This is a genomic window from Microbacterium sp. GCS4, assembly GCF_001262495.1.
Classification (GTDB): domain Bacteria; phylum Actinomycetota; class Actinomycetes; order Actinomycetales; family Microbacteriaceae; genus Microbacterium.
This window is the reverse complement of sequence record NZ_LGYE01000003.1, coordinates 288,335-301,576: the sequence shown is the minus strand read 5'-3', so window position 1 is coordinate 301,576 and position 13,242 is coordinate 288,335. Positions and strand designations below refer to the sequence as shown.

Genomic DNA, 13,242 nt, shown 5'->3' with positions numbered 1-13,242 from the left:
GTCACACGCCCGCGAACGGAGCGATCGCGATGCCCGCATCCTGCAGCAGACGCTTCGTCTCGGCCGCCATCGCGACGGATCCGGGGCTGTCGCCGTGCACGCAGATCGACTGCGCCTCGACGGCGACGTCGGTGCCGTCGATCGCGCGGATCACCCCGTCGGCGGCGAGACGCACCATGCGCTCCGCGACCGCGACGGGGTCGTGCAGCACGGCTCCCTCCTCGGCGCGCGACACGAGCTGACCGTCGGGCTGATAGGCGCGGTCGGCGAAGGCCTCGGCCGCGACGGCCAGCCCGGCTCGCTCGGCGACGTCGAGCACGACTCCGCCCGCGAGGCCGAGCAGCACGAGGTCGGGGTCGATCGCACGGATGGCCGCCACGACGTCCTTCGACTGCCGCTCGTCGCGGGCGATCGTGTTGTACAGCGCGCCGTGCGGCTTGACGTACGACACCCGGCCGCCGACGGCGGAGGCGAGGCCCATGAGCGCGCCGAGCTGGTATTCGACGTGCGCCTGCAGCGTCGACGAGTCGATCTCGACCTTCGTGCGTCCGAAGTTCTCGTAGTCGCGGTATCCGGGATGCGCGCCGATCACGACCCCGCCGCGCACGGCTGCCGCGAGCGTGTCGCGGATGCCCTCGGGGCTGCCGGCGTGGAACCCGCACGACACGTTCGCACTCGTGACGAGACGCAGCATGCTCTCGTCGTCGCTCACGATCCGGTCGGGGACGTTCTCTCCGAGGTCCGAGTTCAGGTCGATCGAGGTCATGCGATCACGCTCCGATGCCGAGGAAGGCGAAGATGGGTCCGATGGAGACGACGCCCATGTACCAGGTGAGCGCCGTGACGACCGTACCGGCGACGAGCAGCCAGATCGGGTACTTCCGCGAGCCGAGCAGATCGCGGCGGAACCAGCCGATGTACATGAACACCGTCAGGCCGATCGGCAGGATCAGTCCGTTGAACCCGCCGACGAACACGAGGATCGCGGCGGGCGCGGTGCCGATGGACAGGTAGACGAGCAGCGACACCACGATGAAGGCGACCGTCGCGAGCTGCAGCGGCCAGCCGCCCTTGAGCTTGGCCGCGAAGGTCGAGAGGAAGGTGGCCGAGGTGTACGCGGCGCCGATGACCGAGCTGATCGCCGCCGCCCAGAAGATGGCGCCGAAGATGCGCAGTCCTGCGTCGCCGAGGACCGCGCCGAACGCCTGACCGGCGGGGTTCGCCGCCTGGCTCGACAGGTCGAGGGCGACCCCGGATGCCACGACGCCGAGGATCGCGAGGAACAGCACGTAGCGCATGACTCCGGTCACGAGGATGCCGTTGGCCGCCGCGCGCATGACCGGACCGGCGTGCTCCGGCCCGGTGTGGCCCGAGTCGAGGTAGCGGTGGGCGCCGGAGTACGTGATGTAGCCGCCGACCGTGCCGCCGACGATGGTCGTGATGGTGGCGAAGTTCAGCTCATCGGGCACGAACGTCTGGCGCAGCGCCTCACCGATCGGGGGCTGGGCGATCACGGCCACGACGATCGTCATGACGATCATGCCGACGCCGAGGACGACGAGCACGACGTCCATCACGGGTCCGGCCTTCTTGACGAGGAAGATGATGATGGCGAGCGCGGCGGTGAGGGCGCCGCCGATCTTGGGGTCGATGCCGAGCAGCGCGTTCAGCCCGAGGCCGCCACCGGCGATGTTGCCGATGTTGAACGCGAGGCCGCCGATGACGACGAGGATCGCGATGACGTGTCCGGAGAACGGGATCGCGCGGTTGGCGAGCTCGCCGGCGCGCAGCCCGGACGACGTGATCATGCGCCAGATGTTCAGCTGCACCGCGATGTCGACGAGGATCGAGATCAGGATGGCGAATGCGAACGCGGCGCCCATCGTGGCAGTGAACGTCGCGGTCTGGGTGATGAAGCCGGGGCCGATCGCGCTGGTGGCCATCAGGAAGATCGCCCCGATGACGGCGCTGCGCCCGGTGCGCTTCTTCACCCGGGCGAGGCGGGCTTCGTCTTCCGGGGAGAGGGAGGAGGTGGTCTGCTCTGACATGCGGGGGATTCCCATCGTCGTTGGTGGGGGTGCGGAGACCCCCAGTGTAGAACGTATGGAACCCGATTGTTCAACAATTATGTTTCCATCGTGCTACAGCGGGGTATCCGGTCTGTAATACGGGCACATCGATCGTGAACGACCCCCGCGCCTCGCACCTACGATGAAGGCATGAACCACGAGGGTCCGCTCGCCGACGTGCTCCGACAGCGCATCATCGACGGCGACTTCGCCCCCGGATCACGACTGTCGGAGTCCGCCCTCGCCGAGCAGTTCGACGTGTCCCGCAACACGCTCCGCGAGGCCTTCCGCGTGCTCGCCGAACAGGGCCTGGTCGAGCACGTGCCGCACCGCGGCGTCTCGGTCGCCTCGCCGACCATCGCCGACGTCATCGACATCTACCGCGCGCGCCGCGTGATCGAGTGCACGGCACTGCGCCAGTCCGAGCCGGAGCACCCCGCGGTGCAGCTGATGCGCGACGCCCTCGCCGAAGCGGAGGAGCACCTGCCGCACGAGGACTGGCGTCGGATCGGCAGCGCGAACATGGCTTTCCACGACGCGATCGTCGCCCTCGCCGACAGTGCTCGACTCGCGCGCACGTACCGCGACGTCGCCGCCGAGCTGCGTCTCGTCTTCCTCGAGATCGACGAGCCGCGGTCGCTCCACGAGCCGTTCGTGCGACGCAACCGCGCGGTGCTCACCGCCCTCCTGGAGCAGGGACCTCAGGCTGCGGCGGACGAGCTCGAACGCTACCTCACGGCATCCGAGCGCAGTGTCCTGGGCGCATTCGCTCGCATGGGGCACGCCTGACGCGCGGTCCTTAGCTGACGCGCGGTCCTTAGCTGACGCGCGGTCCTCACCTCACGACGGTAGCGCACCGGAGGCACGCAACCGCAGCGGGGCCACGCGGGGCGCGACTGCAAGCGGCAGGGGAGCTTCGGGCACGGGCAGGTCGTACACGCGGTGCATCCAGCGACGGGCGTCCTCGAGCGGGAAGGTGTCGCCGTAGACCGCGAACTTCAGCAGGATGCCCTCGAGCGTGCTGCGGAGCATGATCTCCTCGAGCTCCGGGTCGGCGGCTCCGCGCTCGCGGAAGATGTCGCGCACCTTCTCCTCGGCCTCGATCGCGCGGTCGTGATACCGGTCCTCGACCTCGGCGTACAGGCGGTGCGTCGCCGGCTGCTGCTGGAGCGCGAGCACGACCTTCTGCAAGGGGAGGGCGTATCCCGTGGCCATGATCGCCCCGTCGATGATGCCGGCCAGCCGCGTATCCGCGGGCCCCGGCACCTCGGGGATGCCGAACAGTGCGGCGAACCACTGCTCGATGACGGCGGCGACCAGTTGGTCCTTGCCGCCGAAGTGGTAGTTCACGAGGCCCTGGGCGACGCCCGCTCGCTGGGTGATCTCGGCGATGCTGGCGCCGGCGACCCCGCGCTCGGCGAACGTCTCGATCGCGGCCTGCAGGATCACCTCCCGCGCCCGTTCCCTCGCCAGACGATTCTGCTCGTCGGAGCGCGCCATCCGGGCTCCACCTCCTGAGTTCGTTCCGGATGTCTTCCGGAATTCACCCCCCGCCCTATAGATTAGCCACTGAATACCCGTTCAATGCATATGAGGTGGCTGCCCCATGAACCCACGGTCGCGGACCCACCTGGAGGGGCGTCGGGTCCGCGTCCGTGTTCCCCTGCACGCGGTCACGCCGCGCGAGGGGCGCGACCATGCCGCGGGGCGGTCAGGCGGAGTCGCGGACGATCAGCTCGGTGGGCAGGATGGTCGTCTGCTCGGTCTCGCGTCCGGCGAGGTGCGCCAGCAGCACCGCGGCCATGGCCTCGCCGTGCGCGTACATCGGCTGACGGATCGTGGTGAGCTGCGGGTCGGTGCTCAGGGCGACGGAGGAGTCGTCGAAGCCGACGATCGCGATGTCCTCGGGTACGCGGAGGCCGGCGGCGCGCAGCGCCGTGAGCGCGCCGCGCGCCATGAGATCGCTCGCGACGAAGATCGCGTCGGGCTGGCCGAGCTCGAGGATGCGGCGAGCGGCCTGCGCTCCTCCGGCCTCGGTGTAGTCGCCGGACTCCTCCGCGAACGGCGTGAGCCCGGCATCCGCCAGTGCGGCTCGGTACCCCTCGAGACGGTCGGCAGCCGACACCATCGACGGCGAGCCCGAGATGGTGGCGATGCGCGTGCGTCCTGTGTCGATGAGGTGCTGCGTCGCCGTGCGCGACGCAGCAACGTTGTCGACGTCGACCACGTATTCGCCGTCCCGGCGTCCGACCGGACGACCGCCCCAGACGACAGGCACAGCTTCGGCGATGCGTGCGATGAAGGCGTCGCTCGTGTGGTGCGAGACGATCAGGGCGCCGTCGACGCCGCCGTTGCGCACGAAGCTCGCGACCTTGTCTCCGGGATCCTCGCTCGCGATGAGCACGTTGAGCAGGTAGTCCGAGCCGCGGAGCGCTCCGGTGATCCCTGCGACGAGCGCCGCGAAGAACGGGTCGCCGAAGAACGTCGTGGTGTCCTCGGGCACGACCAGCGCGATCGTGTGGGTCTGCCTGGAGGCGAGCGAGCGTGCGGCCCGGTTGGGGACGTAGTGCAGTGCGGCGATCGCATCCTGCACGGCGGCAAGCGCTTCGGGGCTCACCGCCGAAGACCCGTTCACCACGCGCGACACCGTCGACCGTGATACTCCCGCGGCCGAGGCCACTTCTTCGATCGTCGCGTGCGAAGGCACGACAGTCTCCCCTCCACCCGGCTGCGACTCGGGCATTATTCCCAGTTCACCGCGGGTGTCGGAGTACACCGACGGTGGTGTTCTGAGCGTACTGCGCCCTTGGTATCCCAGCGTGCGTCCGATGCACGTTCAGGGTGCGAAATCTGTGCAATATATCGGCATTACACGAGGGAGCGCTCCCGAATTTCGGATTCTGCACAATTGTTGGACGCTAGTCGACAAAAGAGCACCCCTGCACTCGCCCCGGCGCGCCCGCCGGATTCCCGCGCCCAGGCCCCACGGCGTACCCTTGTCCGGTGCCCGACACCGACCTCTCCCCCGCACTCCTCCGCGCCGAATCCCTGATCCGCAGCATCCCGGACTACCCGGAGCCGAGCATCGTCTTCCGCGACATCACGCCACTCCTCGCCGACGCCGACGCCCTCGCAGCCACGACCTCCGCGATCGTCGAGCCCTTCGCCGGTCAGTTCGACGTGGTCGCCGGCATCGAGGCGCGCGGCTTCATCCTGGCCGGCGCCGCCGCGATCGCCGCGGGCGTCGGCCTCATCCCGATCCGCAAAGCCGGCAAGCTGCCCCGCCCCGCAGCATCCGTGGACTACGCCCTGGAGTACGGCACCGCGACGATCGAGATGCACGACGATCTGCCCGAGGGGTCCCGCGTGCTGCTCATCGACGACGTGCTGGCCACCGGAGGCACCCTCGCCGCCGGACGCGAACTGGTCGAGCGCCTCGGCAGCCACGTGATCGGCATCTCCGTGCTGTTCGAGATCGACGGCCTCGGAGGCCGCGAGACGATCGGCGACCTCCACACGGTCTTCCACGCCTGAGAAGGAGGCGGATGCCGCGCGAATCGCGCGTGTCGGGAGCCGGTAGACTGAGGCCGCCCGTCCGCCCACGACTCCTGGAGCCGTCATGCCCACCATCGTCGTCGACGTCATGCCCAAGCCCGAACTGCTCGACCCGCAGGGCAAGGCCGTGTCCGGCGCCTTCGCCCGTCTCGGCGTCGAGGGCTTCTCCGACGTCCGGATCGGCAAGCGCTTCGAACTCACGGTCGAGGGAGAGGTCACGGACGAGGTCCTCGCCGAGGCCCGCCGCATCGCCGACGAGGTGCTGTCGAACTCCGTGATCGAGGACGTCGTGGGCATCGAGGTCGCCGAATGACCACGCGCATCGGGGTCGTCACGTTCCCCGGTTCGCTCGACGACCGCGACGCGCAGCGCGCCGTCCGCCTCGCCGGCGCCGAGCCCGTGGCCCTCTGGCACGGCTCGCACGACCTCCAGGGCGTAGACGCGCTCGTGCTCCCCGGCGGCTTCAGCTACGGCGACTACCTGCGCGCCGGCGCGATCGCCGCGCTCTCGCCGATCATGGCCGAGGTCAAGGACGCGGCCGCGAAGGGCCTGCCCGTGCTCGGCATCTGCAACGGCTTCCAGATGCTCGTCGAGGCACACCTGCTGCCGGGCGGCCTGATCCGCAACGACCACCAGCACTTCGTGCGCCGCGACCAGAAGCTCGTCGTGGAGAACTCCGACACCGCGTGGACCAACCGGTTCCGCACCGGCCAGGAGATCGTCATCCCGCTCAAGAACGCCGACGGCGGCTACATCGCCGATGACGAGACGCTCGACCGCATCGAGGGCGAGGGCCTCGTCGCCTTCCGCTATGCGGGAGTGAACCCCAACGGGTCGCTCCGCGATATCGCCGGCCTCACGAACGAGGCGGGCAACGTCGTCGGGCTCATGCCGCACCCCGAGCACGCCACCGAGCCGGGCTTCGGTCCCGACACGACTGCGGCCATGCGGTCGGGCGTCGACGGACTCGACTTCTTCACGAGCGCGATCGCCGCGGTCGCCCGCATCGCCGCCTGAGTCACCACGCCGCGTCACCCCGGCGCACGGCGCTCACCACGCGGCGCACACGAGAAGACGGCGCGCGGGACGACGCAGTGGCAGGTCAGGACGCGGGCAGCGTGAACGGGTTGTCGCCGATCGCAGCCAGCAGGTACCACGCGGTCGTGCCGGTGTGCAGGCTCGCGTAGTAGAGGTCACCGAACCCGGAGTCGAGACCGTCGTTCGACGTCGCGACGATCCCCTTGCCGTCGCCGTTCACGGCGTCGCGCTGCGCGAGTCGGATGCTGTCGAGCAGCGCGTCCGCCTCCGCCGCGTCTCCCGCGCCGTCGCGCAGACGCAGCGCGAGCGCGAGGTGTCCCGCGCCCTCGAACCAGACCTTCGAGACGTCGACGTGGCTGATCGAGGGGCCGTGGTGCGGCCCGTCCGTCGCGATGAGGTTCGCGAGCGTCCAGTCGAGCGCTGCGCCGTAGCGCGGGTCTCCGGTGGCGAGTGCGCTCCAGGTCTGCGCGTCGAGCGGCACCGGGTACACGTTGGTCGTGCTGCCGTCGAGCAGCGTGCCGGTGTCGACATGACCGTCGGGGGCCTGCATCGCCGCGACGAAGGCGGCGGCGGTCGCGGCGCGGTCGGCCCACACGCTGTCGCCGGTGAGCTGCGCGAGCTGTCCGAAGAATCCGGCGATGTCGCTGTTGTGCTCGGTGGACTTCCACACCAGCGAGGTGCCGTCTTCGAGCTGCCCGCCCGTGTAGCCGAAGGGCGCACGCGTCATGTCGGCCGTGTTCGTCTGGATCCACTGGGCGATGTCGAGCGCGCCGTCGAGATACTTCTGCTCGCCGGTGGCGTGGAACAGCCGGGCGAGTGCCATGCCGGCCCACGCCTGGTTGCCGGTGAAGGTGCCGGGCCCGGTGATCTCGACGCGTCCCTGGCGGATGCCGTGGGGTTCGTACGAGGTGCGGACGCGGCCATCGCCGATCGGATCGTTCTCCTGCACGAACAGGAGCGTGTCGGCGACGGCGCGGGCGCGGCGGAGGTCGTCGGGGAGTCCGCGCGCGGTGTACGCGATCACGACGAGCGCGTCGTCGTACACGAAGGACGGGGTGAAGTCCCAGGTCGGCAGATCCGTGAAGAACCCGCCCTGGTAGCTGCGCGGCAGGCAGTGGCCCGCATCGTCGCAGAACTCGTCGACGCGCGCGTCGAGGAACTCGTAGGCGAGCGCGACGGAGGTCGCAGGATCGGCCGGGTCGGCGACGGGGGCCGGTTCGTCCGCGGGGGTCGCCGCTCCGGATGCGGTCGCTGCGCCGGTCAGGACGGCGACGGCGACGAGCGCGGCGGCGACGATCCACGGCACCGAACGGCGCGGAGAACCGGACATGGGGACCCTCTCGGTCGAGACCGCGCACGGGCCGAGCGTGCGCAGGCGACCGTGAGGTCACGAGACGATCCTGTCAACGCCGCAGCCGTGCGACTAGCGCCGAACGTCCACGGTCGGACGCCCATCCGTCCAGCATCCCGGTATATCGGTGCGCGAGCGACGCGCGCAGGGCGAGTGCGAGAGCAGCGGACCTGCCGCGGATGCGGTTCGCGGAGTAGCATCCAGCCCATGCCCATCGCACTGGAGAACGTCGGAATCGCCGTCCGCGACCTGGAGGAGGCCGTCGCCTTCTTCACCGACCTCGGCCTCACGGTCGTCGGCCGCGACGAGGTGAGCGGCGAGTGGGCCTCGACCGCCGTCGGCCTCGACGGGAATCACGCGAGGATCGCCGTGCTGCAGACTCCCGACGGGCACGGGCAGCTCGAATTCTTCGAGTACATCCATCCCGAGGCGATAGAGACCGAGCCGACGCTGCCGAACGAGATCGGGATGCACCGCGTGGCGTTCTCCGTCGACGACATCGACGCGTCGCTGGCGATCGCCGCGCGGCACGGATGCCATCCGCTGCGCGGCGTCGCGAACTACCAGGATGTCTACAAGCTCACCTACCTGCGCGGGCCCAGCGGCATCCTCGTGATGCTCGCGCAGGACCTCACGAAGACCCGCACCGCGCGGGAGGACTAGCCCAGCGCGGGCGGCCAGACGCCGATCAGCAGCGCCATCACCACGACCGTCACGAGCTCGTGCGCGATGTTCATGGTGGTGAGCGCGGTCGGCCGCCCCTCGAAGGCGTCGTGCGTGATGAACCGCGCGGCCGTGAAACCCGCCCACAGCAGCACCGCCGTGACGATGGTGCCCCAGAGGAACGAACCGCCGTAGAAATGCCAGGCGATCGCGGCCGCGCCGGCCAGCACCCACGACGTCACGAAGCTCACGAGCACGGTCGTGACGATCGGGAGGACGGCCGTCGCGGGCGGCCGATCCATGTCGACGTTCGCGAGCCGCGCCCAGCGGGTGCCGAACACCGGCGGCGCGTACCAGACCGAGCCGACGATCATGCTCGACAGCGTCGCCAGCAGGACCGCCCAGTAGTTGATCTCGGGAACCATGACCACCTCCACATCGTCGGATGCCGGAAGCATACTCCCGAGTGCGGACCGGATCAGCGGCATCTGCAAGACCGATTGTCCGAAACGATTCGATCCCCGCTATGGCGCTCATGTAAGCGTTTGCACTAGCCTGGGCGCATGACACAGCTCGAGCAGATCGCAGCCCCCGGTTCCGAGTGGTGGCGCAGCGCCGTCATCTACCAGATCTACCCCCGCTCGTTCGCCGACGCCTCCGGCGACGGCATCGGCGACCTCCCCGGCATCACGAGCCGCCTCGACGCGCTCAAGGAGCTCGGCGTCGACGCGATCTGGCTCAGCCCGTTCATGACGAGCCCGCAGCGCGACGCCGGCTACGACGTCGCCGACTACCGCGACGTCGACCCGCTGTTCGGCACGCTCGCCGACTTCGACACCATGCTGAACGAGGCGCACACCCGCGGCATCCGCGTGATCGTCGACCTCGTGCCCAACCACTCCTCCGCGCAGCACGCGTGGTTCCAGCAGGCACTGAGGGCCGCACCGGGCAGCCCCGAGCGGGCACGCTACATCTTCCGCGACGGCAAGGGCGAGAACGGCGAGCTGCCCCCGAACAACTGGGAGTCGGTGTTCGGCGGCGGCATGTGGGAGCGCATCACCGAGGCCGACGGCACGCCCGGCCAGTGGTACCTGCACATCTTCGACGCCACGCAGCCGGACTTCGACTGGACCAACGAGGAGGTCCAGGAGGAGTTCCGCTCGATCCTGCGCTTCTGGCTCGACCGTGGCGTCGACGGGTTCCGCGTCGACGTCGCCCACGGCATGATCAAGGCCGACGGCCTCCCCGACTACACCCCGCCCGCGGATGCCGACTCGATGGGCGGCGGCGAGGCGAACGTCCCGTACTGGGGCCAGGACGGCGTGCACGACATCTACCGCGACTGGCACCGGGTGCTCGCAGAGTACGACGGCGACCGCGCCCTGTGCGGCGAGGCGTGGATGCCGACTCTCGCGCAGACCGCCCTCTGGGTGCGCCCCGACGAGATGCACCAGACGTTCAACTTCCCGTACCTCATGACCGAGTGGGATGCCGAGAAGCTGCGCACCGTGATCCGCGAGTCCCTCGACGCGTTCGGCGCGGTCGGCGCCCCGAGCACGTGGGTGCTGTCGAACCACGACGTGGTGCGCCACGCCTCGCGTCTCGCGCTCACCTCCGAGAACCCGCAGGGCGAGGGCATCGGCCCGAACACCCCGGACAAGCCCGATACCGCCACCGGCCTGTCCCGCGCTCGCGCCGCGACGACCATCATGCTCGCGCTGCCCGGCTCGTCGTATCTGTACCAGGGCGAGGAGCTGGGCCTGCCCGAGGCGATGGAGATCCCGGACGCGTTCCGTCAGGACCCGACCTGGTTCCGCACGAACGGGGAGCGCTACGGTCGCGACGGATGCCGCGTCCCGCTGCCCTGGGAGGCGGAGGCCCCCGCCTTCGGCTTCAACGACACCGGCGCCTCATGGCTGCCGCAGCCCGCGGACTGGGCGACGTACGCCCGCGACGTCGAAGGGGTCGACCCCGCGTCGACGCTCGCGCTCTACAAGCGACTGCTCGCCGGTCGCCGCGAGTACGGCTTCGGCAGCGGATCGCTCGTCTGGGAGGACGCCGGAGCGGATGCCGTGGCGTTCCGCCGCGGCGACGTCCACGTGCTCGCCAACCTGGGCACCGAGCCGCTTTCCCTGCCCGTCGACGCCCTCATCGTGGAGCGGAGCGAGCCGTTCGAGGGCGGCGAGCTGCCCGTCGACACGGCGGTCTGGTACACCACGGTCTGAGTCCGGAGCCGCTCCGGTCGCAGTCGGCGTGGCTCCGGCATCCCTCCGGCGGCACCGGCTGCGACCGGAGCGATCCGAACGCCGAGGGAGAGACAGCATGCCGAGCATCGACGAGGTCGCCCGACTCGCCGGGGTGTCCACGGCGACCGTGTCGCGAGCGCTGAGCGGCCGCGCGAACGTGTCGGAGTCGGCGCGCCTGCGCGTCCAGGAGGCCGCGTCGGCGCTCGGCTACGTGGTGTCGTCTCGCGCGTCGAGCTTGGCATCCGGGCGCACGCGCAACATCGGGGTGATCGTGCCGTTCCTCGACCGCTGGTTCTTCAGCACCGTGCTGTCGGGGGTGTCCACGACGCTCATGCGCGCGGGCTACGACATCACGCTGTACAACATCACCGCCGACAGGGATGTGCGCGCACACGTGTTCGACACCTTCCTGCGGCGTCAGCGCGTGGACGCGGTGATCGCCGTGTCGATCGAACTCCACGAGCACGAGACGCAGCAGCTGCTCGCCGTCGGACTGCCCGTGGTCGCGATCGGCGGCCCGAACCCCCGACTCGACACCCTCACGGTCGACGAGGTCGCGGTGGCCCGGCTCGCGACCGAGCATCTGATCGGTCTCGGCCACCGGCGCATCGCGCACATCGGCTCGACGCCCGAATTCGACGTCGACTTCCACGTCACACCGCTCCGGCGGCTGGGGTTCGAGCGGGCGCTCGAGGCAGCCGGCATCCCGCTCGATCCCGCGCTCCTCGAGCCGGCGGACTTCACGATCGACGGCGGATACCGCGCGGCCACGCACCTGCTGACGCGGCCTGGCCCTCGCCCGACCGCGGTCTTCGCAGCATCGGACGAGATGGCGATCGGCACGATCCTCGCCGCGCGGGATCTCGGCATCTCGGTGCCGCGCGACCTGTCGATCGTGGGGATCGACGGGCACGAGCTCGGCGCGCTCTTCCAGCTCACGACCGTCGACCAGTTCCCGCTCGGGCAGGGCGAGAGGGCCGCGGATGTCGTGCTCGCGAAGCTCGCCGAGGGCGAGATCGAGGGTGATCCGGACCTTCCCTCTGCGCTGCCCTACGAGCTGAGGGTGCGCGGGACGACGGCCCGGCTCGCCTGAGGCAGCGACGCGGGACGCATGGGATGCTGGAGTCATGGCCCCCGGCATCCCCTCCGTCCTGTTCGTGTGCGTGCACAACGCGGGTCGCTCGCAGATGGCTGCAGGGTTCCTGCGGCACATCGCCGGCGACCGCATCGAGGTGCGCTCGGCCGGTTCCCTGCCCGCCGAGCACATCAACCCCGTGGCGGTCGAGGCGATGGGCGAGCTCGGCATCGACATCACAGCCGAGACGCCGAAGGTCCTGACGACCGAAGCCGTTCAGCACTCGGACGTCGTGATCACGATGGGATGCGGTGACACGTGCCCGTTCTTCCCGGGGAAGCGCTACGAGGACTGGGCGCTCGACGACCCCGCCGGGCAGGGGATCGAGGCCGTTCGTCCGATCCGCGACGACATCCGCCGCCGCATCGAGTCTCTCGCCGCCGAGCTGCTCGCCTGACCCCGCCCCGCCCGTCTATTTCTGCCGAATGACGCAAACCGCCCGTCTGTTTGTGCCGAACGGCAGAAACAGACGGGCGGGAGGGCAGGGCCGCCGCAGATCAGCGCGCGGCGATCAGACCCGCGGTCTTCTCCTGCGCGAGCTGGAAGCGGCGCTGCACGTCGGGCCAGTTCACGAGCTCCCAGAACGCCTTGACGTAGTCGGCGCGGACGTTGAGGTAGTCGAGGTAGTAGGCGTGCTCCCACACGTCGAGCTGCAGCAGCGGCGTCACGCCGAGAGGCGCGTTGGCCTGCTGGTCGAACAGCTGGAAGATCACGGGCCGTGCGCCGACCGAGTCCCACGCGAGGACGGCCCAGCCGGAACCCTGCACGCCGAGCGCGGTGGCGGTGAAGTGCGCGCGGAACGCGTCGATCGAGCCGAACTCGTCGGCCAGCGCGGCCTCGAGCTCGCCCTCGGGGTTGCCGCCGCCATCGGGCGACAGGTTCTCCCAGAACACCGAGTGGTTGATGTGTCCGCCGAGGTTGAAGGCGAGGTCCTTCTCGAGCTTGTTCACGGCGGCGAGGTCGCCGGCGCCGCGGGCTGTGGCGAGCTGCTCGAGCGCCGTGTTCGCGCCCGTCACGTAGGCCTGGTGGTGCTTGGAGTGGTGGAGCTCCATGATCTTCCCGGAGATGTGCGGGGCGAGCGCCGAGTAGTCGTACGGCAGCTCGGGGAGCGTGTACGCAGTGGACATGGGATTCCTTCCTTCGGTGATTCTGCGGTCTGTGTCGCGGCTGCGGCGCCGTCGCTGC

The 13,242-nt window shown here is 69.9% G+C and carries 15 protein-coding genes; 8 read left to right on the top strand and 7 right to left on the bottom strand.

Annotated elements, in window-relative coordinates; genetic code table 11:
* Position 1 precedes the first annotated feature (1 nt).
* Together AKH00_RS13265 and AKH00_RS13260 are read right to left on the bottom strand one after the other, a co-directional pair.
* On the bottom strand, positions 2 to 766 hold the full coding sequence (locus AKH00_RS13265; protein ID WP_050723229.1) for a LamB/YcsF family protein: 765 nt from the start codon (positions 764 to 766) through the stop codon (positions 2 to 4).
* Between the two features lie 4 nt (positions 767 to 770).
* On the bottom strand, positions 771 to 2,048 hold the full coding sequence (locus AKH00_RS13260) for an NRAMP family divalent metal transporter (RefSeq protein ID WP_050723228.1): 1,278 nt from the start codon (positions 2,046 to 2,048) through the stop codon (positions 771 to 773).
* Between the two features lie 171 nt (positions 2,049 to 2,219).
* Between AKH00_RS13260 and AKH00_RS13255 the strand changes: the two genes are divergently transcribed.
* A complete protein-coding gene (locus tag AKH00_RS13255) occupies positions 2,220 to 2,858 on the top strand; it encodes a GntR family transcriptional regulator (protein WP_050723227.1) in 639 nt (212 codons plus the stop codon).
* Positions 2,859 to 2,909: 51 nt separating this feature from the next.
* On the opposite strand, the gene AKH00_RS13250 is transcribed toward AKH00_RS13255, so the two are convergent.
* On the bottom strand, positions 2,910 to 3,569 hold the full coding sequence (locus AKH00_RS13250; RefSeq protein ID WP_082297620.1) for a TetR/AcrR family transcriptional regulator: 660 nt from the start codon (positions 3,567 to 3,569) through the stop codon (positions 2,910 to 2,912).
* 211 nt (positions 3,570 to 3,780) lie between these two features.
* On the bottom strand, positions 3,781 to 4,776 hold the full coding sequence (locus tag AKH00_RS13245) for a LacI family DNA-binding transcriptional regulator (protein ID WP_152926192.1): 996 nt from the start codon (positions 4,774 to 4,776) through the stop codon (positions 3,781 to 3,783).
* A gap of 296 nt (positions 4,777 to 5,072) precedes the next feature.
* Between AKH00_RS13245 and AKH00_RS13240 the strand changes: the two genes are divergently transcribed.
* From AKH00_RS13240 to purQ, 3 genes are all read left to right on the top strand, one after another.
* Positions 5,073 to 5,603 carry an adenine phosphoribosyltransferase gene (locus AKH00_RS13240; RefSeq protein ID WP_050723225.1) on the top strand — a complete coding sequence of 177 codons (531 nt, stop codon included), beginning with the start codon at positions 5,073 to 5,075 and terminating at the stop codon, positions 5,601 to 5,603.
* A gap of 85 nt (positions 5,604 to 5,688) precedes the next feature.
* Positions 5,689 to 5,937 carry a phosphoribosylformylglycinamidine synthase subunit PurS gene (purS, locus tag AKH00_RS13235; RefSeq protein ID WP_050723224.1) on the top strand — a complete coding sequence of 83 codons (249 nt, stop codon included), beginning with the start codon at positions 5,689 to 5,691 and terminating at the stop codon, positions 5,935 to 5,937.
* Entirely contained in the window at positions 5,934 to 6,641 is a 708-nt protein-coding gene (gene purQ / locus AKH00_RS13230; RefSeq protein WP_050723223.1) for a phosphoribosylformylglycinamidine synthase subunit PurQ, read from the top strand. Before purS ends, purQ begins: the two co-directional genes overlap by 4 nt.
* Positions 6,642 to 6,726: 85 nt before the next feature.
* On the opposite strand, the gene AKH00_RS13225 is transcribed toward purQ, so the two are convergent.
* Positions 6,727 to 7,992, bottom strand: coding sequence for a hypothetical protein (locus AKH00_RS13225; protein WP_050723222.1), 1,266 nt, complete (start codon positions 7,990 to 7,992; stop codon positions 6,727 to 6,729).
* Positions 7,993 to 8,220: 228 nt separating this feature from the next.
* On the opposite strand from AKH00_RS13225, the gene AKH00_RS13220 reads away from it, so the two are divergent.
* The gene (locus AKH00_RS13220) at positions 8,221 to 8,676 is read left to right on the top strand and encodes a VOC family protein (RefSeq protein WP_050723221.1); all 456 of its coding nucleotides are present in this window, start codon (positions 8,221 to 8,223) and stop codon (positions 8,674 to 8,676) included.
* On the opposite strand, the gene AKH00_RS13215 is transcribed toward AKH00_RS13220, so the two are convergent.
* Positions 8,673 to 9,101 (bottom strand): DUF1761 domain-containing protein, encoded by a 429-nt coding sequence (locus AKH00_RS13215; RefSeq protein WP_050723373.1) that lies wholly within the window; start codon positions 9,099 to 9,101, stop codon positions 8,673 to 8,675. The genes AKH00_RS13220 and AKH00_RS13215 overlap by 4 nt on opposite strands.
* A gap of 138 nt (positions 9,102 to 9,239) precedes the next feature.
* Here AKH00_RS13215 and AKH00_RS13210 point away from each other — a divergent pair, with 138 nt between their 5' ends.
* From AKH00_RS13210 to AKH00_RS13200, 3 genes are all read left to right on the top strand, one after another.
* Positions 9,240 to 10,901: a glycoside hydrolase family 13 protein gene (locus tag AKH00_RS13210; protein WP_050723220.1), complete on the top strand. Its 1,662-nt coding sequence runs from the start codon at positions 9,240 to 9,242 to the stop codon at positions 10,899 to 10,901.
* 97 nt (positions 10,902 to 10,998) lie between these two features.
* Positions 10,999 to 12,015, top strand: coding sequence for a LacI family DNA-binding transcriptional regulator (locus AKH00_RS13205; protein ID WP_050723219.1), 1,017 nt, complete (start codon positions 10,999 to 11,001; stop codon positions 12,013 to 12,015).
* A 34-nt stretch (positions 12,016 to 12,049) separates the two neighbouring features.
* A complete protein-coding gene (locus AKH00_RS13200) occupies positions 12,050 to 12,454 on the top strand; it encodes an arsenate reductase ArsC (protein ID WP_050723218.1) in 405 nt (134 codons plus the stop codon).
* Between the two features lie 100 nt (positions 12,455 to 12,554).
* On the opposite strand, the gene AKH00_RS13195 is transcribed toward AKH00_RS13200, so the two are convergent.
* Complete coding sequence (locus AKH00_RS13195; protein WP_050723217.1) at positions 12,555 to 13,184, bottom strand: superoxide dismutase; 630 nt, start codon at positions 13,182 to 13,184, stop codon at positions 12,555 to 12,557.
* Between the last annotated feature and the right edge of the window lie 58 nt (positions 13,185 to 13,242).

Excerpts from the sequence above, each read along its gene's own strand:
- purQ (WP_050723223.1), top strand. The coding sequence starts at position 5,934 with ATGACCACGCGCATCGGGGTCGTCACGTTCCCCGGTTCGCTCGACGAC.
- AKH00_RS13220 (WP_050723221.1), top strand. The coding sequence starts at position 8,221 with ATGCCCATCGCACTGGAGAACGTCGGAATCGCCGTCCGCGACCTGGAG.
- AKH00_RS13250 (WP_082297620.1), bottom strand. The coding sequence starts at position 3,569 with ATGGCGCGCTCCGACGAGCAGAATCGTCTGGCGAGGGAACGGGCGCGG.
- AKH00_RS13215 (WP_050723373.1), bottom strand. The coding sequence starts at position 9,101 with ATGGTTCCCGAGATCAACTACTGGGCGGTCCTGCTGGCGACGCTGTCG.
- AKH00_RS13195 (WP_050723217.1), bottom strand. The coding sequence starts at position 13,184 with ATGTCCACTGCGTACACGCTCCCCGAGCTGCCGTACGACTACTCGGCG.
- AKH00_RS13225 (WP_050723222.1), bottom strand. The coding sequence starts at position 7,992 with ATGTCCGGTTCTCCGCGCCGTTCGGTGCCGTGGATCGTCGCCGCCGCG.
- AKH00_RS13260 (WP_050723228.1), bottom strand. The coding sequence starts at position 2,048 with ATGTCAGAGCAGACCACCTCCTCCCTCTCCCCGGAAGACGAAGCCCGC.
- purS (WP_050723224.1), top strand. The coding sequence starts at position 5,689 with ATGCCCACCATCGTCGTCGACGTCATGCCCAAGCCCGAACTGCTCGAC.
- AKH00_RS13210 (WP_050723220.1), top strand. The coding sequence starts at position 9,240 with ATGACACAGCTCGAGCAGATCGCAGCCCCCGGTTCCGAGTGGTGGCGC.
- AKH00_RS13265 (WP_050723229.1), bottom strand. The coding sequence starts at position 766 with ATGACCTCGATCGACCTGAACTCGGACCTCGGAGAGAACGTCCCCGAC.
- AKH00_RS13200 (WP_050723218.1), top strand. The coding sequence starts at position 12,050 with ATGGCCCCCGGCATCCCCTCCGTCCTGTTCGTGTGCGTGCACAACGCG.
- AKH00_RS13205 (WP_050723219.1), top strand. The coding sequence starts at position 10,999 with ATGCCGAGCATCGACGAGGTCGCCCGACTCGCCGGGGTGTCCACGGCG.
- AKH00_RS13255 (WP_050723227.1), top strand. The coding sequence starts at position 2,220 with ATGAACCACGAGGGTCCGCTCGCCGACGTGCTCCGACAGCGCATCATC.